The sequence below is a fragment of the Streptomyces sp. NPDC059832 genome, assembly GCF_042731715.1.
In the GTDB taxonomy this organism is placed as follows: Bacteria; Actinomycetota; Actinomycetes; order Streptomycetales; family Streptomycetaceae; genus Streptomyces.
The window spans coordinates 84510-100413 of the sequence record NZ_JBHWIY010000003.1 but is presented as its reverse complement, the minus strand read 5'-3'; the positions used below and the strand labels follow the sequence as shown (position 1 = coordinate 100413).

Below are 15904 nucleotides of genomic sequence, written 5' to 3'. Positions count from 1 at the left end.
GTGTAATATCTGGCCGGCCCCGCCCCGGGGTAGAATCCTCCGGGGTGGGGCCCGTCTAGTTTCAGTATTCCGCATCGCCTCACCTGCGAACGTTGGAGGATATTAATGATTCTGACTATTTTCACTGGCGGTACGACATATCATGCAGCGTCGGGAGCTATTCTTAGGCGCTTGATTGGAGAGTTGGTGACCGGCGGGCCCGACCGAGGGCCAGATGTGGTTGGACAGCCAAAGGGTGGCATTCTCGCAACGTTTGTGCTCTTGGCGCCACATAGGGATCCGATGAAATCAGATCGGTATTTTGACAGCTGTCTTCAGGTCTCGACAAATCCGATTACAGGATATGGCGCATTGAGGTGGCAAGTTCCCGAGGATTCCGTAGTTCGAGTGGATCGGGAGATTGCGAGGAGTGTGTGGACCTCTAGGAATCCGGAACCGCCGGTGTTGGATCAAAACGTTGTTGCTGATTTGGGCGATTGGAGGCTCTTCGAGCCCCGCAATACGCTGCCGGTATCTGATATTCGTGCGGCCGTCGAGGAATTTTGCGAACTAAGAAGCGGTCAGAGGCCTACGGCGATTTGCTGGGATCGTGGCGACTTTGGCGCGTACCACTCTCTGAATGGACAGGCGGATGTGCCACCTTCCTACTGTCAGGATCCGTGGTGCAGAGATTCGGGTACACGGCACCCATTGCACTGATGAAGGTTCTCGGTGGCGCTTCATGCAAGATGGAATCTCCCTTTCGGTGAGACGGTATTTATTACTCGATCATGAAGGTTATGCGCGAATTTCGCGTTGATGTCGCTGTTTGTTGAACTTCAATTTGCTTCTCGATGTGTGCAAGCAAACTTGACGCCCCGTCAGGCGGTGTCTGGCGAGGCGTCTGTGTGGGGTGACGGCAGTAGTTGACGGCAACGTCAGCGGACGAGGGCGGCGCAGGGTGGCGGTTCGTCGCCGTCGGAGCGTGCCGTCTTGGTGTTCTCCGGGCTGTCGAGTGCGGTGCTGAGGGTGTCGATGGCGTCGCGCTGGAGGCGGAGTCGGACGTGGGCGTAGACGGTGGCGGTGACGCCGATGTGGGCGTGGCCGAGGAGTTCCTTGATCACGACGAGTTCGACGCCCTGTTCCAGGAGCAGGGTGGCGGTCGAGTGGCGGAGGTCGTGGAAGCGGATGCGGCGGAGGCCGGCCTTGCGGAGGAGCGCGATGAAGGTGCGGGTCAGGTTTGTCGGGTCGATCGGTCGACCCTGCGCTGTGGTGAACACGTGCCCGCTGTGCTGCCACGCCGTGTCTGCGGTCGCACGTTCGTGCCGCTGCTGTTCGTGGTGGTGCTTCAGCGACTGGACGCAGCGGGTAGGGAGGGCGATGCGGCGTTCGGAGGCCCGGGTCTTGGTGGGCAGCGTGGTGAGCCCGCCTGCGCCCTTGCGCTGCAAGGTTCGGCGGATCGCGGCGGTGCCCGCGTCAAGGTCGAGGTCTTCCCAGTGCAGGCCGAGGAGTTCGCCCTTGCGGAGTCCGGTGTGGAGGGCGAGTTCGAACAGGGCATGCAGCCGGTGGCCTTGGGCGGCGGTGAGGAACTGGCGGGCTTCCTCGGCGGTGAGGGGTTCGATGCGTCGGGGCCGTGGGGTGCCGGTGCGGACGTTGCGGGCGACGTTGCGCGGGATCTCCTCTTCGCGGACGGCGTGTTCCAGGGCGGACTTGAGTACGGAGTGGATGTAGGTGAGCGTCAGCGGGGAGAGCAGTTTGTGGCAGCACTGGTCGGCTGCGCAGCAGCGGGGCTGGTCGCGTCGGGCGTCGAGGCCGCGCGTGCAGCACTGGCAGGTGGCGCGGAGCTGGTTGAGCCAGGTGCGGACGTCCTTGGCAGTGAGCTTGGCCAGCTTCTTCTTGCCGAGGCCGGGGATGAGGTACCGGTTGATGCAGGTGGTGTAGCGGGTGTGGGTGTTCTCGCGGAGGTGGTGGACGGCGACGTTCTCCAGCCAATAGGTCAGGTACGCGGCCACGCTGCCCTGCGCGGAGGGGACGGGGAGGCCGCGGTTGCTGTTGGCGATCTTCTCGGTGAGCTTGGCCAGGGCTTCCTTGCGCGTCGTGCCGTAGACGCGGACGCGCTTGCGGGTGTTGCCGGGGGCGAGGACGTATCCAGCGGCTTCCCAGCGGCCGTCCTTGCGCTGGTAGACGGTCCCGTCACCGTTGGCGCGCACGCGGCGGGAGGCGGAGTTGTCGCGGGGCGTGGTCATCAGGCGGCTTCCTGTTCGAGGCGGGTGCGGATGAAGTCGGTCAGGGCGTCGGCGGGGATGCGGCGGGCGCGGCCGAGGGTGATCGAGGCGAGCTGCCGGGTGCGGAGCAGGTCGTAGACGGCGGAGCGGCCGAGCTGGAGGCGGGCCATGACCTGGGGCACGGTCAGCAGCTCTTCCGGCGTACTCAGTCCCCGCCGGGGCGGGGCGGGTTCCTGCGCGTTCATCCGCAGCCCTCTTCGGCGATGAACCGGCGTTCCAGTTCCCGGCGGTGCCAGACGTGGGCCGCGAGGAGCGCGCCGCCGGGGCTGTAGCCCGAGCCCTGGTAGGCCCAGTGGCCGATGACGAGGGTGGTGTCCGGGTCGTGCTCGGGCAGGCTGGCGTGGGCGCGGGCCTGTTCGGTGCGCCAGGTGCGACGGACGTCGCGCAGCGCGCCGAGGGTGGTGGAGTAGCGGCGGGATTTGGTGGAGAAGTGGCCCCGGAAGCCGAGCATGTGCGCCCACTTCCAGAGCTTGAGGCCGGTGAATTCCGGCAGCCTGCCCAGCTCCCAGCAGGTGCGGATCATCTGCCGCACATGCCGGGCGACGGCGAGCCGGGGCAGGGGACGGGCCTGCCCGGTGCCGTCACAAGCGGTGCACGGGAGCGGGGTTCCATGAGGCAGGAGAGTGGCGCCGCGTCCCTGGCAGGGGCGGCAGAACAGGGCGTGGTCGAGGGTGCCGGAGGCGTCGGCGGACTTGGTGGCGTACTTGGCCACGTAGGCGGCCACGGCCTGGTCGGTGAGTTCGGCGTCAGTGCCGAAGGCGGCGATCTCGCGCACGTCGAGCTGTGTTCCCCAGGTGAGTTCGCGCTCCCCGATCGCGTCCGACGTGAGGGCCACTCGGACACGGCGGGCTGCGGCCCGGATGGCGTCCGTGAGCACGGTGACGTTGGCAGACGGGGGCGGGGGCGTGGTGTTGCCGTCGGGGCCGTCGAGCCGGATGACGGCGTGGAAGTGGACCAGGCCGCGCTTTTGGTACTCGGCGACTTTGGCGAAGGAGATCCGCAGCACGGCGCGGGCGGCCTTCTGGGTGAGGCCGAGCCGGGCGGCGATCTCGCGGCGCAGGTAGATGGTGAAGCGGGCCCACAGAGCGGAGGCGTGGGCGTTGAACAGGACCGCACCCGCGTAGTCGTACGTCGCCGGGTTCAGCGGCGTGCCCAGTAGGGCGTCCGTGGGTCCGTGGAGCTGGTGACAGCGGCAGGGCCTGATGTCGCCGCCGGGGGTGGTGGGGCGGTTGTGGACGGGGCCGAAGGAGGGGGCGGTGAGGGTGGCGAAGACGCGGGGGTGGGTGCGGACGGTGTCGGGCACGGTTTTGCCGCCGGAGAGGCCGGCGCGGATGAGGTGGTAGGTGTCGGCGGCGTAGAGGCGGGAGCAGGCCGGGCAGCGTGAGGCGCGGCGGTTGCCGCACGTGGTGAGCAGGCTGCCCGTCGGCTCGTCGGAGGAGGTATAGGCACGAAGGGCTTCGCCGGTCGTGGTGTCGACGGTGGTGGTCTGTCCGGTCAGGCGGATGGGTTCGGTGCAGCCGCCGAGGCGTTCGATCTGCTGCTGTGCGCGGTCGAAGTCGGGGTGGTTGACGAGGTGGAGCAGGTTCCGTAGGGCGGGGCTTGCCACGTGGCGCAGGTCCAGGGTGACCATTCGGGGCGTGTCCCTTCGGTTCGGGTGGGTGGCCCCGAGCAGCAACCAGCCGGATCTGTCGGCTTGTTGGTGCTGCTCGGGGCATGGCGAACCAGGCCCAGGGGCGGGCGTGGGTTCAGCGAGGGGGATGTGGCCGGTGGGGGCCGGTGCTCAGAGCTGAGCAAGTGCGGTGGTGGCCACCGGCAGGGCGATGCCCATGCGTGTGCCCAGGTGGGCGGCGGTGATCGGTGTTCCGTGCTCGGCGCGGTGGGTGTCCGCGATGCGCCGGGCCGCGTCCAGCAGGGCGGCCGGAAGGGCAGGGCCGGAAGCGGGTGGGCCCGTCGTTGTGACGGCGACCGGCGGAGCGGCGGCCGGAGCGGGCTCCATCTCCTCGATCAGGGAGGCGGCGATCTGCGGGGCGGGCGTCGGGGGTGCCGATTCGGGTGATGGTGCGACGTCGGGCACCGGCTCGGTGGCAAGGGTGGCGGCGGTGGCCTCCAGGTGCGGGTTGGGGCGGGTGTGGGTGTGGAACTGGGCGAGGAAGGCGGGGCCAACGTGGCCCCAGCCGAGGAGCAGGAGCGGGGCGACGGTGTCCAGGCAGGCCCGTCCGTAGCGTCCGGCCAACAGCGGTTCGGCGGTGTTCAGCGCGAGGGTGAGCAGGCCGCACAGGTGCAGCAGCCGGGTGCCGGCCTTCAGCTCCGCCTTGGGGACGCCGCGCAGAGCGAGGAAGCGCAGGGCGACCAGGAGCCCGACGACGGACAGGTCGACCATGGGGGCGATCAGTGGCGCGATCGGGTGGGGGACGCCGAGCCGCAGGGCGAGGGCCCAGACGTTGCCGAAGGAGAAGACGAAGGCCAGGGCCGCGATAACCGCCATGACCACGGTCACGGTGCGCCGGGTGAACCGTTCCTCCGCCATGTCCTCAACCTCCTTTCCGGTGTGGGCTTTCGGGGCTACTTGGCGAGCGACGGCCGGGGTGCCGTGGTCCGGCCGGTCGAGGCGAGGAGGGCGTCCAGGCACAGGTCCGGATCGGCGGTCAGGTGCGAGGTGGCTTCGGCGACGCGGGCGGCGTCGGCGTCGGAGACGTAGGGGGTGCGGATGCGGGTGTAGCCGGGGCGGCCCTGCATCGCCATGACCGCGACGCCGACGTAGGCGGGGTCCTGCAAGGTGACCGGGCTGGCATCGGGCCAGTTGCGGATGTCGTCACCGAGTGCGGCCACCGCTGCTTCCACGGTCTTCTGCGCGAAGGACAGTCCGATGGGGCACACGTCGCGGATGAAGGTGGGGATGGCGTCGCCGGTGGTCTTCTGGCTGATCAGGATCACCAGGATGCCGACGCTGCGGCCCTTCTTGACCAGGTCCTCCACCAGCCGGGCGTTCTCCGCCGTCAGCGCGGCCAGCCGTTTCGTGGCCGGGTCGCTTCCCTTGTACTCACGGAAGTACGTGTGCGCCTCATCGATGATCAGGACCGTGAGCGGCCACTGCGGCGAGGGCCCGACGTGCCACATGTTCTTCACGCCCAGCACGTCCCGGATGGTCGCCGAGCGCCGCTTGCGCAGCTCCACCAGGCGCTTGAACAGCGCGTTCGCTTCATCGAGATCGTCTCCGCAGAACGCGAACATCCGCTTGACCAGGTCGGCGTAGTCGCCCTCCGAGGCCCGCGACACCTTCCCGTCCGCACCCGCGATCTGCACGGACGCAGACGGCGCGAAGTCACAGACGAACTTGTTGACCCCCGAGGTCTTGCCCGCACCCGGGACGCCGGCCACCGTCACCCCGGGCACGTTGGCCAGGGACACGCACACCTTCGCGGCGTACTCGTCGATGCCCAGCTCCCAGCGCGTCAGGTCCACGGGCGGGAGGCCGGAGGGCCGGTGCGTGGTCGGCGTGGTCAGCGGGTCGGAGCGCACGCCCCGGATCACCACCCTGCCGGGGCCGTCCGGCAGGACGGACACCCGCGTGCACCGCCAGGCGTCCGCCAGGAACCGCGCCGACTTCTGGTACTCCTCCACCCCGACCTGCGGCAGCGTCCGGGCCCGGACGATCACACCGAACCGGTCCGGCTTCACCTTGATCTTCGGCGTCAGGACTCGGGGCGCGGGGGCGGGGCCGTCCTTCTGCACGGTGATCTGTGCGAGCAGGCCCGGGGTCTTGTCGGTGACCGTCAGCCCGGCCATCCGCGCGAGCCGTACCCAGCCCCAGCGCACCCGCAGGGCCTGCCGCATGCTCACCCGCGTGCCCCGGTCGGCCCGCACGTAGCGACCCACCGTCACCAGAAGCCACACACCGACCAGGACGGCCACGGCCAGCAGCGCGTCCGGCGCGTATTCCGGCCCGGAATTTTCGAAGCGGATCACTGGGCCGCCTCCACCGTCACCAGCTCCAGGCGGGCGGCCCGGTAGGCGACGCCGTCGGAGAGCTGACCGTTGAAGATCCGCGCCCACGGAGTCGCGAACAGCTCCACGGGCCGCACCATCACACCCGGCTTGAGCCCGGCGGCCAGGCCGGTTTCCGGGACGGTGATCTTCAGGACCTCGGCCCGGCCGTCCTCCATGAGCATCACGGTCACCGTGTACAGCGACGCCCCGGTCTCCCGGTCCGTGGCGACCTCCCCAGTCTGCTGGTCCTTGATCTTCAGCGCCGGGTCGGTGCCCGCGATGCACACCGCCGACGGCAGCAGGGCAACACGGATTCGAGTCATGGCCATGCCATCACACCCTTTGTTCGATGGAGCCGCTTGATCGGCTCGACATGGAGCATAAGGAGATGATCGCTCAACTTGCAAGGTCGATTAGGTTGTGACTTCGATCAGGTTGGTAGGCGGTCAGGTGGGGAACCCGGGGATGTGTCTGTATCGCTACGGCTTGGCGATACCGTGGGGGCATGACCCTGCCCTTGGACGAGGACTCCCGGCCGCCGTACCTCCAGGCCGCCGAGGCCCTGCGGGACGCGATCCTGAACGGTGAGTACCGCTCCGGCGAGCGCCTGCCCTCGGCCGGCGTGCTGGGTGATCGGTTCGGGGTGTCCAGCTCCACCGTCCAGAACGCTCTGCGCGTGCTCAAGCAGGAAGGCTTGGTCTACTCCCAGCTCGGCCGGGGCAGCTACGTCAGCGACTCCGTCGGCGGGAGCACCGAAGAGGTCGACGGTGATTATGAGGAAGCCGATGCCGCGGGGCCGGACTGGCCAGTCGACGTCATCTACAACGGTGATCCCCGACCGCCGTACGCCCAGGTCGCCGACATCCTCCGCCGGGAAATCCTGGAAGGCACCTACCCTCCAGGCTCCCAGCTCCCTCCCGCCCGGGAGATCCAAGAGCGATTCAAAGTCGCCAACTCCACGGCGCAGAACGCCTATCGGCGCCTTAAGCAGGACGGGCTGGTGTACGCGGTCAAGGGACGTGGTGTTTTCGTCCGCCAGGAACCGGAGCCGGGCAAGCACCACGGGACGATCACGAACTACCTGTTGCGCGATGAGATCGCCCGCGAGGCACGTGTGGCCGCCACCGAGTTCGCCGACCTCAGCGACGAGGAGCTGCTGGCGCGGGAAGCAGAGCTCGACCGACGATGGGACGTGGTTCGGGAGGAGCATCAGCGGCTTTACGGCGAGCGCCGGAAGGTCAAGCGGGAGAAGAGCCGACGTGGCCTGTTCCTGCCACCCCTGCATGACGACGACGCCGAGCCGGACATGTCGCCGAGCGAGAAGCTGAACACCGCGCTGGCCGAATCGAAGAAGCGCCGGCAACAGCGGCCCTGACCATCGACCGGGCAACTCGATCAGTGCGTGAGCTGTTCAGAGTTTCTTTACTTGATCAAGGGCGCCCCGCTGACGCGGGCCGCCGCGCGCCGGCGGTCGGCGACCGCCGCCCGCTCCTGTCTGCCGCCCCGCTGGCGACGGCCGCCGACCACTCGGCGCGCAGAGCCCGGGAGCATAGCCGGACCACCAATCGGAAGACCCGGTCCGACCCCTCAGCAGCAGGCTGGCCGGGCACCTGAGAGGCCGCCCGGCGGGCTCGCGCCGTCCCGGACGCCCATGCTTGCTGCCTGGCTGGGGGCCGTGACGATGGAGATAACTGGGCTGATGCCGGTGCGGGGCTGAGTAAGACACACGTGACGGATGATCGGTCGGCGCGCCCGCCGTCGTGGCTGACTTTCTGTGGCAGAGGCCAGAACCCCCACAGCCATGGGCACGGCACGTACGTGAGGCCCGTCCCTGCCGGGGCTGACGAGTGCGGGGGAGCCTCGATCGGCTGCGCCCGGCAGGGACGGGAGTCGGGTGGGTCAGCGCAGTGCGGCGCCTGGGCGAGCGAGGCGGGTCACGTCTGGCGCCAGGTCCGCCAGGGGCGGGTGATGATCTCCCGGTAGGTGTGGTGGGACGGGTTCTGGCCGCAGTGCCGGAGTACCCAGTCCTGCGGTTCGGCGAAGTCCTCGCTTGTCGGCGAGGTCTCTCCGTCCACGGCGCACTGCATCGCGTAATGGACCGGCTCCGCGTCCGGCTCGCGGTCGGGCTGGAGCGTCCAGGTCTCGTAGCGCAGGACCGAGCGCGGGGTCACCGTCCCCACCTCCGGTTGGCCACGGCCACCTTCGCGCTCAACTCCTCCGTCGGAGTCGGCGTACGTACGTCCTCGGGCAGCACGTCCCACTCCCGGCCACCGCGCGGTGGCCGAAGCTGCACGTACGTCCCCACATGCCCCATCACCACGCCCATCTTGCCGCTCCGCCGGTCGACCACCAGGGCGCCGGCATCGGGCGAGACGGTGTGCCCGTCGGCATCAGGGGTGGGGGCCGTCACCGTGACCACCCCGACGAGGCGGCGCGGGACCGGGCGTCCAGTCGCAGGGCGGGAACACATGGGGTGGCGCTCATTCGCACGGTGACGCTCCTCGGCGGCGTTGATGCGTGCCCTGGGCCTGTTGGTGCCGCAGGGTCGGCACCGATCCTCACGCCGGTCACCAGGACGAAGGAACCTCCACCAAACCCCACTTCGGGACGTCCCGCACCGTGTAGAACGTCCCTAGTGCCGTCCTGGGACGAAGGGGGAGACTCGTGCCGAACGAGAGACTACGAGCCGTCATGGCGGCGGGAGGCTGGACGTACGCCGCACTCGCTCAGCAGGTCGAGGTCGACCCCAAGTCGGTCGAGCGCTGGGTGAACCTCGGGCGTATCCCACGTCGTGCCACCGCCCTCCAGGCGGCCAAGGCCCTGGGAGAAGACGTGCACGCACTCTGGCCGGCGCTCCGCCAGGCCCGCCCCGCCCGCGCCATCAGCCCCGAACTGGTCGCGCTCTACGAACAGCGGGCCGACATCCCCGTCTCGACGTTCACCGACCTGATGGCCCAGGCCCGGGAACGGATCGACATCCTCGTCTACGCGGCAGTCTTCCTCCACGAGGCCTACCCGCGGCTGAACGAACTCCTCACCGAACGCGCCGCCGAAGGCTGCACCGTCCGCATCGCGATCGGGGACCCCGACAGCGGCACCGTCCAAGCCCGCGGCCAGGAAGAGCGGTTCGGACACGGCATCGAATCCCGCTGCTGCCTCGCGCTCATGCACTATAGACCGCTCGCCAGCACCCCGGGCATCGAAGTCCGCACCCACGAAACCACGCTCTACAACTCCCTCTACCGCGCCGACGACCAGCAACTCGTCAACGCCCATGTCTGGGGCGTCAACGCGTACGCCGCCCCCGTATGGCATCTTCGCCGACACGAGGCAGGCGGCATGTTCGATACCTACGCCGAGAGCTTCGACGCCGTGTGGGCGACCGCAACCCCCGTACGAGAGGAAGACTGACCGTGGCCCGCACCGAGTACTACGACGACCCGAACGCGCCCAAGCCGAACAGCATGGTCGTCGCCGCCTCCGCCGTCGTCACCGACGACCACGGGCGCATCCTCCTCCAGCGCCGCCGCGACAACGACCTATGGGCGCTACCCGGCGGCGGAATGGACCTCACCGACTCCCTGCCAGGCACGGCCGTCCGCGAAGTCAAGGAAGAGACCGGCCTCGACGTCGAGATCACTGGCCTGGTCGGCACCTACACCGACCCGAAACACATCATCGCCTACACCGACGGCGAGGTCCGGCGACAGTTCAACGTCTGCTTCACCGCCCGCATCACCAGCGGCCAACTGGAGATCTCCGACGAGTCCACCGAACTCCGGTTCGTACTACCTGAAGAGATCGAGCAGTTGCCGATGCACCACACCCAACGACTCAGGCTCCAACACTTCCGGGAACAGCGCGAGAAGCCGTACCTGGGCTGAACCGCCTGACGGCAGTAGCGACGGCAACAACCCCGCACAACCACGGACACCCACGCACCTCACCGGACCAGCAAACCTCGCTTGACCTGCATAAAAGCAGGTAGAGGGGCTCGCGTAGCACACGTACTATGTGCTGGCGGGGGCCACGCCGGTACTCGTTCACAATTGTGGAAATGCGTCCGTTGACGAGCTGGCTGAGGCGGCGACTGGGCCTTACAAGAAGGCCAAAATCGACACGCGTACCGGTAAGATTGCTCGCGGTCAAAGCAATGCAGGACGGGCGTTGCAGAAGCATGCAGACCCCAGTCGAGGGCCGGTTCATGCGAGCAAGTTCCCGACCCTCGCGTCGGATGCAGAGCGTACGGAAATGGGCGACGACATGGTCCTTGAGTTGCTGACCAATCCAGGTAGTACAGACACACTGGGTTCCGCCTCGGCGCACTATGGGGGAACTGTTCGCGACATATGGCATCCAAGCGGAAGCTATGGTGCACGCTGGAGTACGCGCGGAGGCGGACTCACGTTCGAAGGGTTCCTCGGGTGAGGATTGCGGAGATTTCCGGGCGTCAATATCGCCTCTTCATGGTGGCCAGCATTCACGAAGATGCCAGCTACGTTGAATGCCGTGCCATGGATACTGGAGATTGCGTATGCGAGATCCGTATTGATTCTCCAGAGGGGCTTTATCTGATGCCCATGGCGAGGGAGGCTGATGTGGATGTGGTCGCCGAGACGATCGCTTACGCGAAAGAAGTAGCGCGCCCTTCAGCGGGTGCGGCGAGCAATTAGAATTCATTCGCCGAATGATCGCAAAGCCCCACCGGCAGTGGTACCGGTGGGGCTTTCGGGTGCCTTGACGGCAACGGTGACGGCAACGTCAGCGGACGACGGCTGTGACGGATGGGTTGTCGGGGTTGTCGTCGGTTGATGTGAGGACGACTCCGAGGGTGTCGATGGCCTGGCGTTGGAGGCGGAGTCGGACGTGGGCGTAGACGGTGGTGACGCCGATATGGGCGTGGCCGAGGAGCTCCTTGATGACGACGAGGTCAACGCCTTGCTCCAGGAGCAGGGTGGCGGTCGAGTGGCGGAGGTCGTGGAAGCGGATGCGTCGGAGTCCGGCCCGGTTGAGGAAGCTGCGGAAGCGGCGGGTGAGGTTGGCCGGATCCAGAGGCCGTCCGGTTGGCGTGGTGAAGACGAGGCCACTGTCTTGCCGGACTGGTCCTGCCGCTTCGCGTTCCTCGTCCTGTCGCGCGGTCCTGAACTCCCCCGCGGTCCTCCCCGCCTCGTCCTTCGCTCTGGTCGGCGCCGAGGTGAAGGTCGCAGAGTCGTCAGACGGGCATGATCTGCACGTCGTAGGAGGGGATCCACTTGTCGCGGGTCAGGATCGTCATTCCCTCGGTCTGGGCCTGTGCGATCAGTATCCGGTCGAAGGGGTCACGGTGATGTGCGGGAAGCCTGCCCGCTCGCACGCCATGTCCCGCAGTGATCGGAAGTGAGGTGAACTGGCTGTCCCGTACCCGCTCAGCCAGGTCCTCGGGACCTTCGAGCTTTCCGAGGGACTGCTTGATCGCGATCTCCCATGGGGTGACCGCGCTGACGAAGACCGAGGGCTCTGTGTCCAGCAGGTGTTTGATCTCGTCGGTGAGCTCGGCGGAGTCGTCGAGCCACCACAGGACGACATGCGTGTCGAGCAGCATTTTCATCAGCGCATCCCGAAGGTGTCGGCCAGGTCGTCCGGCAGGTCGTCGAAGTCGTCCTTGATGTGGATCCGTCCGCTGAGTGAGCCGCGCCCGGTCCGCCTTACGCGAGGATGGAGCGGCACCACCTTGGCCACTGGTTCTCCTGCTTTGGAGATCACCACTTCCTCTCCTGTGGCCACCTGCTCCAAGATGCGCGAGAGGTGGGTCTTTGCCTCGTGGACGTTGTACTGACGCGCTGCTTCCACGGCTGCCTCACAGGGACGGATCAGAAGGTGGACTAACCACTGGACTAAGTCTACCCCGCATGACCGGGGCGCGCCGGGACGGCTCCGTCGCGGGGCGCCCCGCGATTTCCGCGCCTGGAGGCCCGGCCTTCTGCCTCCGTCCGGCCGGAGCCGCGCAGGCGTCGCAGCCTGTCGGTTGCGGAGGTGTCGGGGGCGGGGTGTCGTGGCAACGTGACACCGGCACCCTGAGGTGTTACGTCCGCGCGCGGCCTGCACGTTCGGAGCCGAACCGGCGAGGGGCGGTGGAGCACCTACCGACCCGCCAGTTGTCCGGAGCGGATGAGGGGCGTCTCGACGGGGTGTTGGCCGAGGGCTTCAGTGTTGAGGCCCACTCGATGCAGGTCGGACGTTCTCTCGACGTCATGGATCACCCTGAGCCGTAAGTGGCTTGCACCCAGGGTTTGTTGGGGGCAAGCCCCGGTGGTGGGCAGGGGCGGTCCGGCCCGAGCATGGACGCATGACGACGATGCGGATGGCGACGGAGCGACAGGGCGGGACGGCCGGTACGGATGGGGTGGCCGGGGTGACGTTGGGAACGGCCCTCCTCGTGGGGCCCGCCCTGATGGCCGGGTACGGAGCGGTGCGGCTGATCGGGCGCGCCCTCAGTGACTACGGGCCCGGTGTGTGGTGGTCGCTGGCGCATCTGTTGTTCCTGGCCGGGGTGCTCGCATTCGTGCCGGTGTTCCTGGGGCTGCGGAAGCTTGCCGGGGAGCGCGGGGGCAAGCGGGTCGCCGCCGAGGTGGCCGCCTGGACCGGGCTGCTCGGTGCGGCGGCGGTGGTGGTGCAGGCGGTGATCGACCTGGCGGCCGGGTTCGTCGCGGCGGACAAAGAGGCCATGAGCGAGATCTTCGATCGGGTGCAGGGCGTGCCCGGTGTGATGCCGTTGGTCTACACCGCGGTGCCGATGCTGTTCTGGCTCGGGCTGCTGGCCCTCGTCACCCTGCTCGTGTTCCTCCGCCGTGACCTGGTCCGGGCGTGGGCGCCGGTGCTGGTGCTGGCGGGCACCGTGCTGATGGCCGTGAGCCTGGATCTGCTGCCGGTCGGAGCCCTCTGCCTCGGGGTGGCACTGATGCCGGTACGCCGGGGTCTCTCCGCCTGACGGCGCCCGATGGCCGACCTGGCCGACCTGGCCGACCTGGGTGGTCGGAGTGGTCGGTCATGGCGCAAAGGGGGCGAGTTTACCCACGCCGCCATCACCTCACACGACACGACGCAGTCATTTATTCGTCTATGTGGCTGAACTTTTCTTGTTTCATGGTCAGTTGACGAGGGAAGGGCCTTACCCTTCACCAGGTGAGCCAGTTGATGTCCCGCGATTCCGATGCCCAGCCGTCCACGGAAGAGAAACTGCCCGGCACCCTACCCGAGGCCCTGCGTGCCGAACTGATTGCCTTCCGGCGTGATCTGCACATGCACCCCGAGCTGGGCAACCAGGAGTTCCGTACCACCGCGGCCATCAAGGCCCGGCTGGAGAAGGCGGGGCTGGAACCACGGGTACTCGACACCGGGACCGGGCTCCTGTGCGACGTGGGCAGGCGGGAAGACGACCCGCGTCCCATGCTCGCTCTGCGCGCGGACATCGACGCTCTGCCCATCCCGGACACCAAGGCGGGCGTCCCCTACCGGTCCACCGTTCCCGACCGGGCGCACGCCTGCGGGCACGACATCCACACCACCTCGGTCCTCGGCGCCGGGCTCGTGCTGGCCGAGCTCGACCGGCAGGGGCTGCTTCCGCGGCCGGTGCGGCTGATCTTCCAGCCGGCCGAGGAGGTGCTGCCCGGCGGGGCGCCCGACACGATCCTGTCCGGGGCGCTGGAGGGCGTCGGGCGGATCATCGGGGTGCACTGCGACCCGAAGGTGGACGTGGGGCGGATCGGGCTGCGGGTCGGGGCGATCACCTCGGCCTGCGACCGGCTGGAGGTTTCGCTCGACGGCCCCGGCGGGCACACCGCCCGGCCGCATCTGACCACTGACCTGGTCACCGCCGCCGCCAAGGTCGCCACCGAGGTGCCCGCGCTGCTGGCCCGCCGGGTCGACGCACGGGCCGGGCTCGCCGTCACCTGGGGCCGGCTGGAGGCCGGGCACGCCTGCAATGTGATCCCGCAGCACGCCGAACTCTCCGGCACGGTCCGCTGCCTGGAACTGGCGGCGTGGCGGGAGGCGCCGGATCTGGTGCACGCGGCGGTCGACGAGGTGGCCGGGATGCACGGGGCCAAGACGCTGATCAACTACGTCCGGGGCGTCCCGCCCGTCGTGAACGACGCCGACGTGATCGATCTGCTCGCGAGGGCGATGACCGCACGCCGCGGTTCGTCTGCGATCGAGGACACCGAACAGAGCCTCGGCGGTGAGGACTTCTCCTGGTACCTGGAACACGTCCCGGGAGCCATGGCCCGGCTCGGAGTCCGTACCCCCGGTGACACTGCCCGGCTCGACCTGCATCGCGGTGATTTCGACGCCGACGAGGAGGCGATCACGGTGGCGGTGGAGCTCTTCACCGCCTCCGCGTTGCTCAACGGCAACCATCCGTAACCGGACAGGTCGCCCCTGGTTCGCGACGATCCGATAACGGCTTCCGTACAGGGCTTTATCTGACATCTACGCGCGTTACGATCGCGGCGAAACCAGCGCCGGAAGAGGCGCTTCGGTCAGGTTTGAAGGAGCCTTCCCTTGCGCCGGATCACCCGGATTGCCACCGTGGGCCTTGCGTCCGCGGCGCTTGCGCTCAGTGCCACCGCCTGTGGCGGTAAGTCCTCGTCGGATGCTGGTTCCGATTCCAAGGGAGCCAAGACCGCCCTTGCGTACGACATCGGGGGCCGTGGCGACCAGTCGTTCAACGACGCTGCCTACGCCGGACTGGCCAAGGCCGAGAAGGAACTCGGCTTCAAGGGCACCGAGGCCGAACCGTCCGACGGCGAGTCGGACGCCGACAAGGTGCAGCGTCTCACCACGCTGGCCCGCGCCGGCAACAACCCGGTGATCGGTGTCGGATTCGCGTACGCGCCCGCCATCAAGAAGGTCGCGCCGAAGTTCCCGAAGATCACCTTCGGGATCATCGACGACGCCTCGGTGACCGACAAGAACATCGCCAACCTGGTCTTCAACGAGGAGCAGGGCTCGTACCTCGCCGGCGTCGCGGCCGCCAAGGTCACCAAGACGAAGACGGTCGGCTTCATCGGCGGTGTGGAGACCCCGCTGATCAAGAAGTTCCAGGCGGGCTTCGAGCAGGGCGTGAAGGACACCGACCCGTCGGTGAAGGTCCTGTCGCAGTACCTGACCCAGCCGCCGAACTTCGACGGCTTCTCCAAGCCCGACCTCGGCAAGGCCGCCGCCCAGGGGCAGCTCGACAAGAAGGCCGATGTCGTCTACGCCGCGGCCGGTCTCGCCGGCTCGGGCTCGATCGAGGCCACGGCCAAGGCGGGCAAGTGGGCCATCGGCGTCGACTCCGACCAGTACAGCCAGAAGGGTCTGGCGGCCTACAAGGCGCAGATCCTGACCTCGGTCACCAAGGACGTCTCGGGTTCCGTCTTCAACCTGATCAAGTCTGTCAAGGACGGCAAGCCGCAGACCGGTGAGATCCGTTACGGCCTGGACAAGGACGGTGTCGGCCTGGCCGACTCCAACCCGGCCTTCACGAAGATGACCGAGGTCATCGCCGCTGTCGACAAGGCGAAGAAGGCCATCGTCGACGGCAAGGTCACGGTCAAGACCACCCCGTAACAGCAACTGCCGTACAGCTGGTTTCCCCGGGCCCGGAGCGCGCAGTCCCGCCGCTCCGGGCTCAG

Annotated in this window: 18 protein-coding genes and 1 pseudogene; 8 read left to right on the top strand and 11 right to left on the bottom strand. The window is 68.0% G+C overall.

Translation table 11 applies throughout. The features are described 5' to 3' along the window. The first annotated feature begins 105 nt into the window (after nucleotides 1-105). The gene (locus ACFV8T_RS05705; protein WP_385324988.1) at nucleotides 106-699 is read left to right on the top strand and encodes an Imm1 family immunity protein; all 594 of its coding nucleotides are present in this window, start codon (nucleotides 106-108) and stop codon (nucleotides 697-699) included. 218 nt (nucleotides 700-917) lie between these two features. On the opposite strand, the gene ACFV8T_RS05700 is transcribed toward ACFV8T_RS05705, so the two are convergent. The 6 genes from ACFV8T_RS05700 to ACFV8T_RS05675 all read right to left on the bottom strand — a co-directional run bounded on the left by ACFV8T_RS05700 (nucleotide 918) and on the right by ACFV8T_RS05675 (nucleotide 6580). Continuing rightward, entirely contained in the window at nucleotides 918-2225 is a 1308-nt protein-coding gene (locus ACFV8T_RS05700; RefSeq protein WP_385324985.1) for a tyrosine-type recombinase/integrase, read from the bottom strand. Next, nucleotides 2225-2449 (bottom strand): helix-turn-helix domain-containing protein, encoded by a 225-nt coding sequence (locus tag ACFV8T_RS05695; RefSeq protein ID WP_181924362.1) that lies wholly within the window; start codon nucleotides 2447-2449, stop codon nucleotides 2225-2227. Before ACFV8T_RS05695 ends, ACFV8T_RS05700 begins: the two co-directional genes overlap by 1 nt. Further along, entirely contained in the window at nucleotides 2446-3894 is a 1449-nt protein-coding gene (locus ACFV8T_RS05690) for a replication initiator (RefSeq protein ID WP_385324982.1), read from the bottom strand. Before ACFV8T_RS05690 ends, ACFV8T_RS05695 begins: the two co-directional genes overlap by 4 nt. 150 nt (nucleotides 3895-4044) lie before the next feature. Beyond that, a complete protein-coding gene (locus ACFV8T_RS05685; protein ID WP_385324979.1) occupies nucleotides 4045-4791 on the bottom strand; it encodes a DUF2637 domain-containing protein in 747 nt (248 codons plus the stop codon). A gap of 35 nt (nucleotides 4792-4826) precedes the next feature. Further along, nucleotides 4827-6230: a cell division protein FtsK gene (locus ACFV8T_RS05680; RefSeq protein ID WP_385324976.1), complete on the bottom strand. Its 1404-nt coding sequence runs from the start codon at nucleotides 6228-6230 to the stop codon at nucleotides 4827-4829. Next, the gene (locus ACFV8T_RS05675; protein ID WP_093854933.1) at nucleotides 6227-6580 is read right to left on the bottom strand and encodes a hypothetical protein; all 354 of its coding nucleotides are present in this window, start codon (nucleotides 6578-6580) and stop codon (nucleotides 6227-6229) included. The genes ACFV8T_RS05680 and ACFV8T_RS05675 overlap by 4 nt, the downstream gene beginning before the upstream one ends. Nucleotides 6581-6756: 176 nt before the next feature. Between ACFV8T_RS05675 and ACFV8T_RS05670 the strand changes: the two genes are divergently transcribed. Then, nucleotides 6757-7626, top strand: a complete 870-nt coding sequence (locus ACFV8T_RS05670; protein ID WP_385324973.1) for a GntR family transcriptional regulator — start codon at nucleotides 6757-6759, stop codon at nucleotides 7624-7626. Between the two features lie 559 nt (nucleotides 7627-8185). Here the strand turns inward: ACFV8T_RS05670 and ACFV8T_RS05665 are convergent. After that, entirely contained in the window at nucleotides 8186-8431 is a 246-nt protein-coding gene (locus ACFV8T_RS05665) for a hypothetical protein (protein WP_032759868.1), read from the bottom strand. Further along, a complete protein-coding gene (locus ACFV8T_RS05660) occupies nucleotides 8419-8670 on the bottom strand; it encodes a hypothetical protein (protein WP_385325544.1) in 252 nt (83 codons plus the stop codon). Before ACFV8T_RS05660 ends, ACFV8T_RS05665 begins: the two co-directional genes overlap by 13 nt. A gap of 272 nt (nucleotides 8671-8942) precedes the next feature. Between ACFV8T_RS05660 and ACFV8T_RS05655 the strand changes: the two genes are divergently transcribed. From ACFV8T_RS05655 to ACFV8T_RS05645, 3 genes are all read left to right on the top strand, one after another. Beyond that, entirely contained in the window at nucleotides 8943-9662 is a 720-nt protein-coding gene (locus ACFV8T_RS05655; RefSeq protein WP_385325543.1) for an XRE family transcriptional regulator, read from the top strand. A gap of 2 nt (nucleotides 9663-9664) precedes the next feature. Next, complete coding sequence (locus ACFV8T_RS05650) at nucleotides 9665-10135, top strand: NUDIX domain-containing protein (RefSeq protein WP_385324970.1); 471 nt, start codon at nucleotides 9665-9667, stop codon at nucleotides 10133-10135. A gap of 540 nt (nucleotides 10136-10675) precedes the next feature. Continuing rightward, complete coding sequence (locus tag ACFV8T_RS05645) at nucleotides 10676-10924, top strand: hypothetical protein (protein ID WP_385324967.1); 249 nt, start codon at nucleotides 10676-10678, stop codon at nucleotides 10922-10924. Between the two features lie 88 nt (nucleotides 10925-11012). On the opposite strand, the pseudogene ACFV8T_RS05640 reads toward ACFV8T_RS05645, so the two are convergent. The 3 genes and pseudogenes from ACFV8T_RS05640 to ACFV8T_RS05630 form a co-directional block, all read right to left on the bottom strand. After that, a pseudogene (locus ACFV8T_RS05640) lies at nucleotides 11013-11384 on the bottom strand (tyrosine-type recombinase/integrase); the annotation flags it as partial. A gap of 79 nt (nucleotides 11385-11463) precedes the next feature. After that, complete coding sequence (locus ACFV8T_RS05635) at nucleotides 11464-11838, bottom strand: type II toxin-antitoxin system VapC family toxin (protein WP_371096855.1); 375 nt, start codon at nucleotides 11836-11838, stop codon at nucleotides 11464-11466. Then, entirely contained in the window at nucleotides 11838-12080 is a 243-nt protein-coding gene (locus ACFV8T_RS05630) for a type II toxin-antitoxin system Phd/YefM family antitoxin (RefSeq protein ID WP_385324964.1), read from the bottom strand. Before ACFV8T_RS05630 ends, ACFV8T_RS05635 begins: the two co-directional genes overlap by 1 nt. Before the next feature lie 496 nt (nucleotides 12081-12576). Between ACFV8T_RS05630 and ACFV8T_RS05625 the strand changes: the two genes are divergently transcribed. The 3 genes from ACFV8T_RS05625 to ACFV8T_RS05615 all read left to right on the top strand — a co-directional run bounded on the left by ACFV8T_RS05625 (nucleotide 12577) and on the right by ACFV8T_RS05615 (nucleotide 15839). Beyond that, nucleotides 12577-13218, top strand: coding sequence for a hypothetical protein (locus ACFV8T_RS05625; RefSeq protein WP_385324961.1), 642 nt, complete (start codon nucleotides 12577-12579; stop codon nucleotides 13216-13218). 206 nt (nucleotides 13219-13424) lie between these two features. Then, nucleotides 13425-14651, top strand: coding sequence for an amidohydrolase (locus ACFV8T_RS05620; protein WP_385325542.1), 1227 nt, complete (start codon nucleotides 13425-13427; stop codon nucleotides 14649-14651). Between the two features lie 138 nt (nucleotides 14652-14789). Beyond that, a complete protein-coding gene (locus ACFV8T_RS05615) occupies nucleotides 14790-15839 on the top strand; it encodes a BMP family protein (protein WP_385324958.1) in 1050 nt (349 codons plus the stop codon). Nucleotides 15840-15904 lie beyond the last annotated feature (65 nt).

What these genes read in the sequence shown, in the direction of transcription:
- ACFV8T_RS05705 (WP_385324988.1), top strand. Translation starts at nt 106, where the DNA reads ATGATTCTGACTATTTTCACTGGCGGTACGACATATCATGCAGCGTCG.
- ACFV8T_RS05700 (WP_385324985.1), bottom strand. Translation starts at nt 2,225, where the DNA reads ATGACCACGCCCCGCGACAACTCCGCCTCCCGCCGCGTGCGCGCCAAC.
- ACFV8T_RS05695 (WP_181924362.1), bottom strand. Translation starts at nt 2,449, where the DNA reads ATGAACGCGCAGGAACCCGCCCCGCCCCGGCGGGGACTGAGTACGCCG.
- ACFV8T_RS05690 (WP_385324982.1), bottom strand. Translation starts at nt 3,894, where the DNA reads ATGGTCACCCTGGACCTGCGCCACGTGGCAAGCCCCGCCCTACGGAAC.
- ACFV8T_RS05685 (WP_385324979.1), bottom strand. Translation starts at nt 4,791, where the DNA reads ATGGCGGAGGAACGGTTCACCCGGCGCACCGTGACCGTGGTCATGGCG.
- ACFV8T_RS05675 (WP_093854933.1), bottom strand. Translation starts at nt 6,580, where the DNA reads ATGGCCATGACTCGAATCCGTGTTGCCCTGCTGCCGTCGGCGGTGTGC.
- ACFV8T_RS05670 (WP_385324973.1), top strand. Translation starts at nt 6,757, where the DNA reads ATGACCCTGCCCTTGGACGAGGACTCCCGGCCGCCGTACCTCCAGGCC.
- ACFV8T_RS05655 (WP_385325543.1), top strand. Translation starts at nt 8,943, where the DNA reads ATGGCGGCGGGAGGCTGGACGTACGCCGCACTCGCTCAGCAGGTCGAG.
- ACFV8T_RS05635 (WP_371096855.1), bottom strand. Translation starts at nt 11,838, where the DNA reads ATGAAAATGCTGCTCGACACGCATGTCGTCCTGTGGTGGCTCGACGAC.
- ACFV8T_RS05625 (WP_385324961.1), top strand. Translation starts at nt 12,577, where the DNA reads ATGACGACGATGCGGATGGCGACGGAGCGACAGGGCGGGACGGCCGGT.
- ACFV8T_RS05620 (WP_385325542.1), top strand. Translation starts at nt 13,425, where the DNA reads ATGTCCCGCGATTCCGATGCCCAGCCGTCCACGGAAGAGAAACTGCCC.